Source organism: Gallaecimonas pentaromativorans (assembly GCF_003751625.1).
In the GTDB taxonomy this organism is placed as follows: Bacteria; Pseudomonadota; Gammaproteobacteria; order Enterobacterales; family Gallaecimonadaceae; genus Gallaecimonas; species Gallaecimonas pentaromativorans.
This window is the reverse complement of the sequence record NZ_RJUL01000001.1, coordinates 139,461-153,732: the sequence shown is the minus strand read 5'-3', so window position 1 is coordinate 153,732 and position 14,272 is coordinate 139,461. Positions and strand designations below refer to the sequence as shown.

General features: G+C 58.4%; 10 protein-coding genes. 2 read left to right on the top strand and 8 right to left on the bottom strand.

Annotation, left to right across the window (positions count from 1 at the left end):
• Positions 1-355 precede the first annotated feature (355 nt).
• Entirely contained in the window at positions 356-1,522 is a 1,167-nt protein-coding gene (locus EDC28_RS00700) for an acetylornithine transaminase (RefSeq protein ID WP_123420332.1), read from the top strand.
• A 23-nt stretch (positions 1,523-1,545) separates the two neighbouring features.
• Here EDC28_RS00700 and EDC28_RS00695 read toward each other — a convergent pair whose 3' ends face one another.
• From EDC28_RS00695 to EDC28_RS00670, 7 genes are all read right to left on the bottom strand, one after another.
• Positions 1,546-1,908 (bottom strand): hypothetical protein, encoded by a 363-nt coding sequence (locus tag EDC28_RS00695; protein WP_123420331.1) that lies wholly within the window; start codon positions 1,906-1,908, stop codon positions 1,546-1,548.
• Positions 1,909-1,927: 19 nt separating this feature from the next.
• Complete coding sequence (locus EDC28_RS00690; RefSeq protein ID WP_148049772.1) at positions 1,928-2,752, bottom strand: DUF7281 domain-containing protein; 825 nt, start codon at positions 2,750-2,752, stop codon at positions 1,928-1,930.
• Complete coding sequence (locus EDC28_RS00685) at positions 2,740-3,960, bottom strand: phosphoenolpyruvate carboxylase (RefSeq protein ID WP_123420329.1); 1,221 nt, start codon at positions 3,958-3,960, stop codon at positions 2,740-2,742. Before EDC28_RS00685 ends, EDC28_RS00690 begins: the two co-directional genes overlap by 13 nt.
• Entirely contained in the window at positions 3,957-4,601 is a 645-nt protein-coding gene (locus tag EDC28_RS20075; RefSeq protein ID WP_170163983.1) for a condensin complex protein MksE, read from the bottom strand. The genes EDC28_RS00685 and EDC28_RS20075 overlap by 4 nt, the downstream gene beginning before the upstream one ends.
• Positions 4,602-8,279 (bottom strand): ATP-binding protein, encoded by a 3,678-nt coding sequence (locus EDC28_RS00680; RefSeq protein ID WP_170163982.1) that lies wholly within the window; start codon positions 8,277-8,279, stop codon positions 4,602-4,604.
• Positions 8,280-8,318: 39 nt separating this feature from the next.
• The gene (locus EDC28_RS00675) at positions 8,319-9,389 is read right to left on the bottom strand and encodes an anhydro-N-acetylmuramic acid kinase (RefSeq protein WP_123420328.1); all 1,071 of its coding nucleotides are present in this window, start codon (positions 9,387-9,389) and stop codon (positions 8,319-8,321) included.
• Between the two features lie 141 nt (positions 9,390-9,530).
• Complete coding sequence (locus EDC28_RS00670) at positions 9,531-10,823, bottom strand: peptidoglycan DD-metalloendopeptidase family protein (RefSeq protein WP_123420327.1); 1,293 nt, start codon at positions 10,821-10,823, stop codon at positions 9,531-9,533.
• A 136-nt stretch (positions 10,824-10,959) separates the two neighbouring features.
• Here EDC28_RS00670 and tyrS point away from each other — a divergent pair, with 136 nt between their 5' ends.
• Positions 10,960-12,159 carry a tyrosine--tRNA ligase gene (gene tyrS / locus EDC28_RS00665; RefSeq protein ID WP_050657735.1) on the top strand — a complete coding sequence of 400 codons (1,200 nt, stop codon included), beginning with the start codon at positions 10,960-10,962 and terminating at the stop codon, positions 12,157-12,159.
• 65 nt (positions 12,160-12,224) lie between these two features.
• On the opposite strand, the gene EDC28_RS20385 is transcribed toward tyrS, so the two are convergent.
• Complete coding sequence (locus EDC28_RS20385) at positions 12,225-14,252, bottom strand: S8 family serine peptidase (RefSeq protein WP_123420326.1); 2,028 nt, start codon at positions 14,250-14,252, stop codon at positions 12,225-12,227.
• Positions 14,253-14,272: the final 20 nt, after the last annotated feature.

Sequence of the window (14,272 nt, the reverse complement as noted above, 5' to 3'; positions counted from 1 at the left end):
CCGAAGGCGGGAGTTATGTGGGCTGCGAAATGCTGAGGTGGCGGCCAAGTCTTGGCTTGGGCTCGCTGATTATCTGTTTAGCCTAGGAGAGTTTTGGGCAACATCAAGGCCGGCAACAGAATGTAATAAAAGGGTTATTTAGGCAGGAGCTGCTGCACATTAAAAATCTCATTTGAATTATTATGTTTTTATATTGATTTTTTATTCTTTCGGCACGATAGTGCCGCCATGCAACCTGATGCCTGTTTTACACGCCTTACTCAGTACCGACGCCTCCTTTGGTGCCGCGGCTGAGCTTGGTTTATCGCGCCCAAGCCGCAGCCGTCGCTGCGGTTTTTTATTGCCTGGAGACCCTATGACCAGCCCCGACTATTGTGCCCTTATCCCCGTGGCCAAGCGCCCCGGGCAACGCTTTGTCAAAGGGCAGGGCAGTTATCTGTTTGACGATACCAACAAGGGCTACCTGGATCTGGTGCAGGGCTGGGCGGTAAATACCCTGGGCCATAGCCCTTTAGCCATGCAAGAAGCCCTGGCCCGCCAGGCCGCCACCCTGGTGAACGCCAGCCCTGGTTTTTACAACGGCCCCATGGTGGAGCTCGCCAACACCCTGGTGAAGCATTCGGTGTTCGACCAGGTGTTTTTTGCCTCCAGCGGCGCCGAGGCCAACGAAGGGGCCATCAAGCTTGCCCGCCGCTGGGGCCAAAAACACAAGAACGGCGCCTTTAAAATCATCACCTTCGAAGGGGGCTTTCACGGCCGTACCCTGGCCTGCATGTCTGCCTGCGGCAAACCGGCCTTTGAGGCGCTGTTCGAGCCCAAGGTGCCGGGCTTTATCAAGGTGCCCTTTAACGACTTGGCGGCGGTAGCGGCGGCCATGGACGACGCCACGGTGGCGGTGATGCTCGAACCCATACAGGGGGAGGCGGGAGTGGTGGAGGCTAGCGGCGATTTCCTGCAAGGCTTGGCCGCCCTTTGCCAGGAAAATCAGGCGCTTTTGATCCTCGATGAGGTGCAAACCGGCATCGGCCGCACCGGCAAACTCTTTGCCTATGAGCACCACGGCATCAAGCCCCATATCATGACCCTGGCCAAGGGCCTAGGCGGCGGCGTGCCGCTGTCGGCGATGCTGATAGATAAAGCGGTCAGCTGCTTTGAATACGGCGACCAGGGCGGCACCTTCAGCGGTAACCCGCTGATGTGCGCCGTGGGCCAGGCCATGGTGGAGGCGGTCACCGCCCCCGGCTTTTTGGAAGGGGTCAATGCCCGCAGCCAGCAATTGAAAGAAGGCCTGAGTCTTCTGAGCGCCAAGTACGGCCTTGGCGAGGTGCGTGGCCAGGGCCTGCTGCTGGCGCTCAATACCGGAATGCTGGATGCCAGCGCCCTGGTGGAAAAGGCCATGGCGCTGGGGCTCCTTATCAACGCTCCCAGGGCCAATACCCTGCGCTTTATGCCGGCGCTCAATATCAGCGAGGCCGAGGTGGCCGAGGCCCTTGGTCTGTTGGATAAGGTCTTCCAGCAATAAAAAAGGAGGCTTTGCCTCCCTTTTTATTTGTCGTCCCATTCGATATGGGTAAAGGATCCGGCGCTGCTCGCTGCCTTTTCCAGCAAGGCTTGAGCCTCGGCTTCAGCGTCGTAATTGGCCTTGCCAAGTAAGCGACTAAGCCAGCTCCACTGTTGTTGCGGCCAGACCAACCAAGTGGGTGGCGTGGTGTCATCTTCGGTTTTACCGAGATAAAACGACACTGGCATGCCAGCAACGTTAGCCTCCACCACCTGCATAAAATCTTCGTCGGTCACATTGCCGGTGATGACGCCTTCTTTTTCCAGGGCGCCAAGCAGCCATTGGGCAAAAGCGTTGTTATCGGCGAAGTCTGCGGTTTGCAGATACAGGTAGCGGCGATTGGGCATGGCGTTTTCGGTACGGCCGTTATCTTTGAAGCAGTGTAAGAGGTACGGCCTGGGCCAACATATGCTGTTGTTTGATACTGAGTTTGGCCGCTTTTACCCGCTCCCAAAGAGCCTGCCAACCACCCAGTTCGGCTTTTTCCAAATAAGCCTGAGCTTCGTGCTGGTGATTGAAGTCATCCCGCACACTTACTTTTATCAGGCTGCTGCTCAGTTGGGGAGTGAGTAACGCTTGGGCTTTAAGTTCGGCGTGGGCGGTGCGCAGCCCGGCGGGGTCGAGATCAGTAAAGGCCACCAGCCTGACCGAGACGGGTAGCTCTGCCAATAAGGCTTTGCTGCCAGCCATTGTGCCGTGTCCTCGGTAGAGGACTGTCGCCTGTTGTAACTCGGCAGGTACAACATAGCGGTGCCAACTGTCGAAGCTGTCGAGGTTCTCCATGACCACGAGCGTCTCCAAGGCGCCCAGTGCCAGGCTGGTCAGCGGTAGCCTTACGCTGACCGCCGGGTCCAGTTGTGGCAAGCCAGGGATTTGCCCTTTTAGCAGTACATAACCTTGGTTGGGTTTTACTGGTGAGACTTTCTCATTGAGAAAGCCCGCTTTGGCATAAAGGTTGCGGTCGCCCTCTGGCAAAGGCGACATCAAATCATAACCGGTGACGGCTTCGGCCACTTGCCTAAGCTCTTTTCGCAGCGCCCCGTCGAACAGCAAGAACTTCCCCTGGCGGGGCGGCGACAGTTCTAATTGAGCGCAGATAGTTTGCCACTGCGCGTTGGCTGCCACCTTGTCTTTTCGATGGTAGAGCAGCTCATGTACCGCCTTGAGATGCCCTCGCGTTAGGCCAGCCACAGGCTCAGATCCCGAATAATAAAGTTGCCACTGTAGATGGGGTGGGGTTCGCCTATGGGGTCCAACTCGAAGTGGCGGCGCTGCTCTTCGGCCAGGCCCTCATAACCGTTGATGATTTGGTAAAGCCAGCTCTCGGCGTCCCAGGGCAGTTGGTGCCTTGCCAGGTAACCCAAGGCGGATTCTTCCTCGCCGCTGTCGATAACGGCAATAAAGTAATCATCCACCGCTTGCTTGATGGGGCTTGGGGCCACTTCAAAATCGTCCACCTCTTCCATCACCAGAGGCAGTGCTTCCTGAGGCTGACTGGTGGTTCTCTCGAGTAGGCCCTGGGCTTTGATCTGATCCACCAGTTCGATCAGCATCTGTTCGTGCTGGCTGTTATGAACAGTCGCCCAGGCCGGTGCCAAAATAGCTTCGGCTTGGTTGAACAGTTGCGGCAAGGCTTGGTGCCCGGCGTGGTTGCCAACTTGGTAGTCAGGGTGCTGATCCTGGTGCAACAGCCAGCCTTTTAAGAGCCGGGTGCGGCCACGGATCTCCCGAAACCGCCCCAGCAGTTCCAATAGCCTTGCTTGCACCATGCCCAGTTCCTGGGTGCACTCGGACAACGTGCTTTGCAGGCTGGTTACCATTAGCCGGCGCAGCTCGCGAATATCCCCCGCAATATCTGCCAGTTCCTGAAAGTTGACCATTTCCAGGCCTGCCAACAGATCGCTTACCTGGGACTGCGCCAACTCATTCTCACGGATCTTAGCGTTGATAGTGCCCACGTAACCAAAGGCGTTGTTGATACGCCCCCACAATGCCCGAATATCGTGGCGCAGGGTTTCGGCAAAGGAATAAACTGCCTCGGCCAAGTCCGACAGGTAGGCCTCGGCACCGCCGTAATCGCCGCTGTGCCGGGCTTCCTTGTAATGGGCTGCCAGGGTCTTGATGGCGGCCAGGGCCGAGCCAAGGTTGGTGTCTATTTGGCGGTTGCGTTCGTCCTTGAGAGCTTCTTCAAGCAGGGTACGCACCGATTTACGCAAGCGCAGGTTGGCCCCCTGCTCGGGGCGGTAGAGAATGCCTTCCTTTTTAAGCCGCTCCTCCACGCCTTCTTCAAGCTGGCCGTCGGCCACTTCGCCGCCTAGGTAGGCGTCCATGATCACGTCGCTGTGGCGGCCCAGCAGTTTGAGAAACCGTACCCCGGCCTGTTGTAGTTGCGGGTTCATAGCAGGCTCGCCTGGCTGGCGGTTTCGGCCTGGGCTTCCAGGTTTAGCCCTTCGGTTTCGTCGATAAAACGGATCACCTCGTAGAGGTAATCAAGCTTGCCGGTGGCGATGTAGATCTGTTTGTCCGGGTTGGGCCGGATAAGGTAGCCCTCGTCGACTAGGCGCTTGAATACCTGTTTTATCTGGCCGTCGACCTGAGTAGACGTGGAGTTGAAAAAGCGAAAGTGGCTTATTTTTGCTAGTTTTTCACGAAAAGCGGGGGTGTCTTCCACTATGGTTTGTAGCTCGCCAAGACGCACGGCGGCGCCTTCGGTCAGCGGTGCGTCTTGGGCTGTGGCCTCCTGCACCAGTACCAGCCATTCCACCAAGGGCGTCAGGGCATGGCAGATATCTTTGAACTGCTGACTAATGACCCGACGCTCACTCTCGTTAAGCGCCCGATAACCGCAAAAGAACACATCGCCGTCGTTGCCTGTGCCGACCTGGGCCAGGGTGCGGTTGAGTTGGCCGAGGAAATCTTCCACCTTCTCACGGCCCGCCGGGCTCTTGAGCAGGCGCCAGCCTTCCTCGTTGGTGGTGCGACAGATAAATTGGCCGCGCAGCAGTTGCTCGACAACCTGTTGTGCTGTGGTTGAAAGCATTTACACCACCTCCCGCTGACGTTCTTTGAGTTTGAGACGCTCGGCTATGGGGTCATGCTTGGGTTTAACCACCTGCAGTTGCCGGGTTTGTTTGTTGACGATATAGCGGTTGGCAAAAAGCCCCAGCACTTCCGAGTCCGGGTTGGGGAAAGCGCCCAGCACCCGGATATTGTTGTTGGTACAAGCGTCGAAGATTTTTTTGACGTTGTTGTAGTGCAGGGTGCCCAATTCGTCGATGGGCCAATGAATAGTCACCCCGGTGTTGCCGCGTAGCAAACGGGTAAAGGCCAACAAGAATTTACAGAGTATGAGATAGGCCATGCCGTGGCTGGAGGACTCTCCCAATTGGCGATCGGTACGGATCACCAAATCTGAGTTACCTTCGCGCAGCCGCAGCTCAATTTCCAGCAAGTTGGCAATGCTGCCGGCGAGTGCCGAGCGGCCAATGATGTCCAAGGCCCGGCGCATGGCGCTGGTGTAGTCTTCGTTGGGCAGCTCGGTAAAGCCGTCGGCCTGCCATGCCTTGTAAGCGCGGATAAAGGCTTGTAATTCTGGCCAGAATTCCAGCTCGCTGATTTTGGAGCGAATGCGCACTGCTGAGTCGGACACCCCGTCCAGGAACAGCTCCTCGCCAACCTCGCGGGTGATGCGGGTACTTTGGGAAGCGATACGCCTGTCGATGTCGGCCAATATCTGGTGGTACTTGTTAAGATCGTCACCAAAGATGCGGCCCTGTTCACGCAGCGCCGTGACGCTTTGGGGCACTAGTACCTGCAGCAACTGCTTCAATTCAGGCACCAGCTTGCGATAATCGAGCAAGGTAAAGCCTTTGTCGTTGACCAGGGTGCATTGCTCGCGGCTGCGCTCCCAGGTTTCGCTAAGACTGGAGCCGGATTGGCTGGCAATGACGCTGTCGAAGCGGTCCACATAGGCTTTGACGGCGGCTTGGTGCTGGTCACGCTGCTGCAGCAGATCTTCGCCAAGAGCGAGGCGTTCGTCCAGGCCGCCCATGGCGTCAACGCCCTCTTTGGGCAACTTTATTTCACCCATACGCCTTAGTAGGCTTTTGATCTTACTGAGGTAATCTTCGGCTTTCGCTAAAGCTTGCCCTGCTTGTATACCGGCTTGTTCCAGTTCGCTGCGCTGCTGCTTGTACTGGCTAGTGGCGTCTTTTAGCTGTTGGTCCAGCTCGGCAGACCGGCTTTGCAGCTCGGTGTGTTCTTGTTGTAAGCGAGGTTTGCGTTGCAGCCAGTGGTATTGGTACCAGTTGTTGAACTCCGCGACCTTGGCCCGGCGCTGTTCGGTGCTGTTGATACGTTTTTCCAGGCTGGTTATCTCTTGCTCAAGCTTGAAGATGGCTGTTTCATCTATGCCCTGAGATTTCAGTTCCTGGCGATACCATTTTTCGCAGGCTTGCTCTTCCTCTTTGGCTCGGGCGCGGCGCTCCTGAATTTGTGCCTTGAGTTGCTTAAGCTGCTCATCCATTGCCCCTACCACCTCTTGCCAATAGGCGGTTTTTTCCATGCGCGCTTCGAGGGCTTGCTCCTTGAGCTGGTCTAGCCAAAGCTGATGGTCGCTTTGCCGTTGTTGGCGTTGGCTATCCAGCGCGCTCAGTTGCTTTTTGCCTTGCAGCTTGCGCTCGGCCAAGGCTGCATTGATCTTGTCTTGTTGGGCCTTGCGCTCGTCTACCAAGCGGCGACGCTCTTCCTTGGCGTTCTTCTCCTTAGTGCGAGCCAAGATCAAGTGTTCGCGTAGCGCGTTAAGTGCTTGGCCGGCGGCAACCAGGAGATCTTCTGCTTCATGCTGGGTGCTCTGGGCCTCTTCCAGCTCGGCTTCAGCTTGTTCCAGGCGCTGGCGCAAAGCTTGCTCGGTTTGAGCATGTTCTGGAATGTCGAGGGCAGCCAAGTCGAGCTGGACGCCAAACAGCGAATCGTTATCACCACCGAGGCTGGGCTTGAGGTCACTGCGGTGCAGCAACTCCGGGCTTATCACCTTACCCAGGCGGGTTTCCCACTGGGGACTTTCCCGGCGCAAAAATTCCAGCAGGCTGTGATGGCCGGGGTAAAGGTGCTGCTTGATGTCGTCCAACTGGCTTTGGCGCTCGATAACCCGTCGGCTGGCTTGTTGCCAGCTTTCGTTGGCCTCTTCGCGTTTAGCGAGCAGTTGCCGTTCCTGCTGCCCAAGCTGCTCCACTTTGGCTGAAGTACCCTCCATGGCTTCCTCGGCCAGGTAAATACGCTCATCGAGCACCAGTAAGGTCTGGCGTTCCTCCTCCAGATAGGCTGCCCCTTCGATGCGGGCCTGGATGGCGTTATATTCCAGATCCAGTTGGTGGATCTTCTCCCGATAAGTGTCGAGGCCTTGCTGGCGGCGCTTATCAAAACCCTGATCCAGTTCGGTTAGTTCGGCACCTTGCTGTTGCAGCTTGGCGCTGCGCTGTTCTTGAAGGCTTTCTTGCTGGGCGCTCAGCTCTTCTAGTACAGCGTTTAACTGTTGGGTAATGGCATAGAGGCGCTCTTTATAAGCGGCCTGCACGTCCAAGTGATTCTCGGTCTGCAGTTTGTGGCGTTGGCGCAGATCATTGAGGTCGTTCTGCCAGGCAGGGATCCGCTCCAAGTCGGCTTTGGCTTGCTCGATATCGGCATCCATATAGGCCTGGTGTTGCTCTTCGAGGCGATCCAGTTCTTCTGAAACCGTTTTTAGGTCGCTTTGGGTGCGGGATAGCGATTGGTTCAGAGCGTCACGTTGCCCCTTCCAGCTGTTTTCCAACTGGTTTTTGCGAAACCCCAGTTCCTCTATCAGGTTTTCGTTTTGTTCTTTGGCTTGCCACTGCCGGGGTTCATCTGTCTTATAGCCTTGCGTCAGGCCGCTGAGGCGTAGTTCACACTGGCCCAGTTCCTCAAATTCTTGCTCGAGTTTGTCAAATTCGGGGCGGATAGCATTAAAGCCCTGAATGAGCTGGCTCTCTCTTATCCAGGCTTCCACCAACTGTGGCCGCAGTTTAGAGGTGGGAGGTGTGACGCCGTCCTCTTCCAAGATGGCGGCGATCATCGACTTGATGGTCTCCATCTTGCCTTCCTTGGAGTGCACTGCCTTGGCCAGTTTTTCGATATGGCGCAGGGAATGCTCCGGCTGGCACAGGGAAAAGAGGCGCGCAGCATGGCGCAGCTCACTGCGGTTACCGCCAGTGCCCAGTAAGGAGCGGTCGTTTTGGATAACGGCTTTGAACTGACTAGTACTATTGATGAGGTTACTGTGCTCTGTGCCGGCACGTTTAAGCTCACGTCCCAATTCCTGCATGGTCAAGAAGGTCAGGCTGTCGCCCTGGCGGCTTTTGACATAGTCATCGAGCTCAAAACCTTTGCCGATAAAACGATAATTGACCCCTTTACCATCACCTGCCGACGCCAACACCGCCTGGGCCAACTGGCCACCAGGACGCTTGTATTCGTAAATGATGTAGCTTTGTTCGGTGGGCAGATACCAGCGTTCGAAGCTATCGCGGGTTGAGGGCACTACGCGGCTTGGGTATTCGCCGTAAAAAACCGGTACTAGACGCTGTAAGGTGGTCTTGCCCGAGGCATTGGTACCGCAAATGTTGGTGTGGTCGTCCAGTACCAGCTCCACCACGCCTTTGAGGTGAGTGTTGATAAGAATGATTCGGTTAAGACTCGCCATGATTGTCCCTGTTGTACTGCAATAAGAAAGCGCCCCTGCTTAGTGGGCTTTGGTCAGTTGTCCCAAAATGGCGGGGCGCGCGGCGCCGGTCGCCTGTGGCAGGTTGCCGGGAAGTCCTTTTACAAAACGCCGGGCCAGCCAGGCAAAGGCCATGGCTTCGAGCCAGTCGCCGGGGATGCCCTGCTGGTCGGTGGTAGTCCAGTCAAGGGCCGGCAGTTTGGCCTTCAAGGCCTGCATCAGTACCGGGTTCTGGGCGCCGCCGCCGCACACTGCCACCCGGCCTGTCACCGCCAGGGCCTTTAAATGCAAAGCGACCGACTCGGCGGTGAGCTGCAACAAGGTGGCCTGCACATCGGCTGGCGCTTCCTTGCCGGTTAAAAAGCCGTCCAGCCAGTCCAGATGAAACAGCTCGCGGCCGGTGGATTTGGGCCAGGGCTGGGAAAAATACGGCTCGGTGAGCAGTTTTTCAAGTAGCTCGGGCAGCACCTTGCCGGTGGCGGCGAAGGCGCCGTCTTTATCGAAGCTCTGGCCTTGGTGGCGGCGCATCCAGGCGTCCATCAGGGTGTTGCCGGGGCCGGTATCAAAGCCGCAGACACTGTCGCCGAGGAAGGTGACATTGGCAATACCGCCGATGTTGAGCACCGCATCACTTTTCAGCACTTCCTTATGAAAGGCCGGTACCAAAGGTGCGCCCTGGCCGCCAAGGGCCAAGTCCTTCATCCGAAAGTTACTGACCACATCGATGTCGGTTTCCACCGCCAGGGTGGCGGCGTCGCCAATCTGCACGCTAAAGCCCCATTGGGGGCGGTGGCGAATGGTCTGGCCGTGGCTGCCAATGGCCACAACCTGGTCAGGGGAAATGGCGGCTTTTTTCAACAGCGCTCGGCAGGCTTTGGCGCTGGCCTTGGCGAAGGCCAGGCTCATGCTCATCACCGCATCGAGGCTGTCGCTACCCGGCTGGCACAATAGGTGCAGCCCCTCGCAGAGTTTGTCTGGCAGCGGTTCGAGGTGGGTGGCCAGCAGCTTGGGCGCCGGGTGCTCAAAATCCACCAGCACCGCGTCGATGCCGTCCATGCTGGTGCCGCTCATCAGGCCAATGTAGAGGCTCATGCCAATCTCCCTTTTGTGCACAGGGCTTTTTACTGTGGCCAGCATACATGGCAAGGGGCGTATTTGGCAGGTTTGGCACAGACAACAACGCCCGCTAAATGCGGGCGTTGTGACGGGGTTCAGCCTTGACGCGGCGGCTGGTTATTTCATGGCCAGCATGATGCGCTTTTGGTTACTCAGGCGGGCCATCATGTCCTGGGCCTGGGTCCTGAAATCGGCCAGCTCGGCTTTGGGCACCGGGGCGGCTTCTGGCAGCGGCACGGTGCGAGGATTGCGGTGCACGCCATTAACCAAAAATTCGTAATGCAGGTGTGGGCCGGTAACCCGGCCGGTGGCACCCACCTTGCCGATGGTCTGGCCCTGGCGCACCTTCATACCGGCCGCCACCAAGCGTTTGGAAAGATGCAGGTACTTGGTCACGAACTGCTCGCCGTGCTTGATGAAGATGTAGTTGCCGTTAAGGCTTGAGTAGCCCGATTTCACTACCCGGCCATCGCCCGAGGCATACACCGGCGTGCCCACGGCTGCGGCGTAGTCGATGCCGTTATGGGGGCGTACTCGGCCTGTTACCGGGTGCAGGCGGCGCGGGTTGAAGCTTGACGAGATGTACTTGTAGCTCACCGGCGAGCGCAAGAAGGCTTTGCGCAGGGACTGGCCGTTGGGGGTGTAGTAGTTGCCGTCGCTGTGGCGCACCGCGTTGTAGGTGATGCCCTGGTTGGTAAAGCTGACCGCCAGGATATCGCCGTCGGAGACGAAATCGCCGTCCACATAATCTTGCTGGTAAAGCACCGCGAAGCTGTCGCCGTGGCGAAGCTCAAGGGCAAAGTCGATGTCGTAGCCGAAGATGTTGGCGATGCCGTCAATCACCGCCGGGCTCAGGCCAGCTCGGACTCCGGCGTTCCAGAAGTTGGAGGTAATAGTGCCAGTGGCGAACTGTTCGCGGTGTTCAACGGGAATGGTGTCGCTTTGCAACTGGTAGTTGCCGTCTTGCTTCACCACGTTGAGGATTTGGGTGCGGCTCATGGCGTAGCGAATGGCCAGCAGGGTGCCGTTTTCGTCTTTGGCGAAGTCCAGTTTCTCGCCGGGGCGAAGCTCGGTGAGCGGTTTGGCTTTGGCGCCGAGGTTGGCCAGCATGTCGTGCAGGGTACGGGCCGACAGGCCGGCGCGGTCAAAGAGTTTGGCCAGGCTATCGCCGGATTTGACGGTCTCGGTGTGCCAGGCGTATTGCGGGGCGGTGTCGGATTCCACCAACGGGCGGGACTCGACATTAACCACCAGCGGGTAGCGCTCCCCGATCTTGAGCTTTTCAAGGTCATGGTCGCGGGTGGCTTCGGCGTCTTCGGACGGAAGCAGCAGCGCCAGCGCCAACAGGGCGCTGATACCACTTACCAGAATTTTATGGCCCTTCGGTAGGGCTTGAAAATGCTGCAGCATAGGCGATTTGGGCAGGTAAGTTATTGAATGCAGCTGAGCTGCCTAATCCTTGGGCAGTCTATCGGCTTTTATTGGCCTTAGCCAATCGGATACACTAGGCCCTTATGACTTTTTGCCGTGAAATGAGGTTTTGATCATGACTTTGGCCCAGGACGCCCTGGAAATCCTGAAACGGGGTGTAGAAGAGATCCTGGTTGAAGAGGAGCTTGTCGCCAAGCTCAAGGAAAACCGCCCGCTGCGCATCAAACTGGGTGCCGACCCGACCGCACCCGACATCCACCTCGGCCATACCGTGGTGCTGAACAAGATGCGCCAGTTCCAGGATCTGGGTCATGAGGTGATCTTTCTCATCGGTGACTTCACCGGCATGATCGGTGACCCCTCAGGCAAAAACACCACCCGCCCGCCGCTTACCCGCGAAGACGTGCTGCGTAACGCCGAGACCTACAAAGAGCAGGTGTTCAAAATTCTCGACCCGGCCAAGACCCAGGTGGTGTTCAACTCCTCCTGGCTTGAAGCGCTGGGCGCCGCCGGTATGCTCAAACTGGCCTCCAACCTCACCGTGGCGCGGATGCTGGAGCGGGACGACTTTAAAAAGCGTTTTGCCGGTAACCAGCCTATCGCTATTCACGAGTTTATGTACCCGCTGCTGCAAGGTTATGACTCGGTGGCCCTCAAGGCCGACGTGGAGCTGGGCGGTACCGACCAGAAGTTCAACCTGCTGATGGGCCGTGAGCTGCAAAAGTCCGAAGGCCAGCCTACCCAGGTGGTGATGATGATGCCGCTTCTTGAAGGCCTGGACGGCGTCAAGAAGATGTCCAAGTCGGCGGGCAACTACATCGGTATCAACGACGCTCCCACCGAGATGTTCGGCAAAATCATGTCGGTCAGCGACGAGCTGATGTGGCGCTACTTCGAGCTGCTGTCGTTCCGCCCCATGGACGAAATTGCCGGCTTCAAAGAGGCCATCAGCGGCGGCGCCAACCCCCGCGACTATAAAATCCTGCTGGCCAAGGAGATCATCGCCCGTTTCCACAGCGATGCCGACGCAGAAGCGGCCCACGAAGACTTTATCCAGCGTTTCCAGAAAAACGCCATCCCCGATGAAATGGATGAAGTGACAGTGCAGGCTGAAGGCGAAGGCCTGGCCATTGCCAACCTCTTGAAAGACGCCGGTCTGGTGGGCTCCACCTCCGACGGCATGCGCATGATCAAGCAAGGCGCGGTCAAGCAGGACGGCGAGAAGGTCGATGATGCCAAGCTGGTGGTAGCCAAAGGCACCACCGCGGTGTTCCAGGTGGGTAAACGCAAGTTTGCCAGGGTCACCGTGGCCTGATGATAAAAACGGCGCCCAAGGGCGCCGTTTTTATTGATAAGCCCCTTAAGCGAGGGGCTTTTTTGTTACTGGTAGCTGGCGGTCAGGGTGACACCGCTGAAGGTGCGGTAGGCCCGGATACCGATATACCAGGTGCCGGCAGCAGGAGAGCTGATAGAGCAGCTTTCGTTGTTACCGCTCAGGTAAGGGCGGCAGCTGTAGCTGGTGGTGGTGGGCTGGGAGCCTTGGCGCAGGTACAGGTCGGCATCGCCGCTGCCACCGCTGATGGACACGTCCAGGCTGGTGGTGCCGGCAGCAATCTCAACCGGGTAGTACAGCCAGTTGTTGCGGGTGGCAGACAGGTTGCTTTCGGTAAAGCCACCGGTGTCGCCATCGCCGCCGTCGCCACCATCGCTACCGCCAGCGCAGCCGTATTCGGTCAGGTAGTCAACGGCGTCCTGGGCTTGCACCAGGCCGTAGCCGTAGTAGTTGTCGCGGCCGCTGGAGCCAAGGTCCTTGGCGGTGGCGTCAAGGGCGGAGCGGATCTCGGTGGCGGAGCAGCTCGGGAAGTAGCTCCACACCAGGGCGGCAACACCGGCAACGTGCGGGGTGGCCATGGAGGTGCCGTTGTAGTAGTCGTAATCCTGGCCGCCAGACACGGTCAGGGTGGCGCTCTGGCCGGCTTTGGCGGCCAGGGCCAGGCCGGTGGCACGGTCAACCGAGGCGGTGGGGAAGTCGGCATTACCGGTGGAATCAATCAGGTAAGGCGCTTCCAGGCCAGGCAGGGACGACTTGGAGTAGATGATGGCACCGACGCCGCCGGCGCTGGCACAAGCCTGGGCAGCATCCCCTTCGGGGTAGGTGCTGACGGTTTCGTTGGCGGTACGCTCCACCACGCAGATTTTACCGCTGGCGCCGCTGCAGCTGGCGCTGGAGCCGGTGGTGGTACAGGCCGCCAGGTCGGCGGTGACCGAACCGTTGATGTCGTTGGACACATAGCTGCTGCCACTGATGGTGTAGCGCTGATGCGGCACCACGCCCTGGTCGGCGTAGCTGGTGCCGCCGACGGTGATTTGGGCTTCGCGGCCGTCACCGGGGATAACGGTGGAGCGCACCGCCACACCGGGGGCAGCCAGTTCGACCTGGTTGTTGTACTGGGAGAAATAGGCCCAGTCTTCGTTGTTATCCACCGCCGCTACCGACACCACCGAGTTGTAGGAGGCGGGGTAGGACAGGGAATTGTCGCCGTCGTTACCGGCAGCAGCGATAGAGAGCACGCCGTTACTCAGCAACTGGCTGAAGGCGTTGGACTCGGTGGTGGACGAACCGCCGCCACCCAGGCTCATGTTGATAACGGAGGCGCCGGCGTCGGCACAGGCCTCGGCGGCATCCACCAGATCAGAGGCGGTAGGCCAGTTGCCGTTGTTGTCGAAGACTTTGACGATGTAGAGGTCAACCTGCTGGTTCGGGAAGATCCCCACCACCCCTTCACCATTACCGCCGATACCGGCGATGGTGCCGGCAACGTGGGTGCCGTGGCTAACGCCGGGGGAGCTCCACACACCGGTGCCGCTGTTGCCTTCACCGCTGACATTGCTGGTGGTCAAATCGGGATGGCCCAGGGCAAAGCCGGTGTCCATGATGCACACCTTCTTGCCGGACGGCGCGTTGGCGCCCAGGGTGCCGGCGGCCTGCACTTTGCTGATACCCCAGGGCAAAATTTCGCCAAGGGTGGTGGACATGGGCTTACGAATAGGGTCGGGCTCGATGTAGTCGACATCAGGGTCGGCTTTGAGCTTACGGAATTCGGCGGTGGTGAGGGTGGCACCAATGGCGTTGAAGCGCTCCAGGCGGTTACGGACCTTACCGCCGGCCTTGGTTACCAGGTTGGCGTTTTCCAGGGCGCGGCTTTTGCGCTCCAGGGCGTTCATGGCCTGCAGGCTCATGTTGCCCCGCTCCTTGAACTTGACGATATAGCGGGTCGCGGTTTGGTCGTTGCTGTCATCTAGGAAGGGCGGGGTCATGCCTTTGGCGGCGCTGACCGAGGGAGCCAAAACAGAACAAAGAGCCAGGGCTACGGGGGCCAGGCGCAAAGACACTTGCGATACTTTCATGGTGAGTCGTCCTCTGCATT

Excerpts from the sequence above, each read along its gene's own strand:
- EDC28_RS00695 (WP_123420331.1), bottom strand. The coding sequence starts at position 1,908 with ATGCCCAATCGCCGCTACCTGTATCTGCAAACCGCAGACTTCGCCGAT.
- EDC28_RS00685 (WP_123420329.1), bottom strand. The coding sequence starts at position 3,960 with ATGAACCCGCAACTACAACAGGCCGGGGTACGGTTTCTCAAACTGCTG.
- EDC28_RS20385 (WP_123420326.1), bottom strand. The coding sequence starts at position 14,252 with ATGAAAGTATCGCAAGTGTCTTTGCGCCTGGCCCCCGTAGCCCTGGCT.
- EDC28_RS20075 (WP_170163983.1), bottom strand. The coding sequence starts at position 4,601 with ATGCTTTCAACCACAGCACAACAGGTTGTCGAGCAACTGCTGCGCGGC.
- EDC28_RS00670 (WP_123420327.1), bottom strand. The coding sequence starts at position 10,823 with ATGCTGCAGCATTTTCAAGCCCTACCGAAGGGCCATAAAATTCTGGTA.
- EDC28_RS00680 (WP_170163982.1), bottom strand. The coding sequence starts at position 8,279 with ATGGCGAGTCTTAACCGAATCATTCTTATCAACACTCACCTCAAAGGC.
- tyrS (WP_050657735.1), top strand. The coding sequence starts at position 10,960 with ATGACTTTGGCCCAGGACGCCCTGGAAATCCTGAAACGGGGTGTAGAA.
- EDC28_RS00675 (WP_123420328.1), bottom strand. The coding sequence starts at position 9,389 with ATGAGCCTCTACATTGGCCTGATGAGCGGCACCAGCATGGACGGCATC.
- EDC28_RS00700 (WP_123420332.1), top strand. The coding sequence starts at position 356 with ATGACCAGCCCCGACTATTGTGCCCTTATCCCCGTGGCCAAGCGCCCC.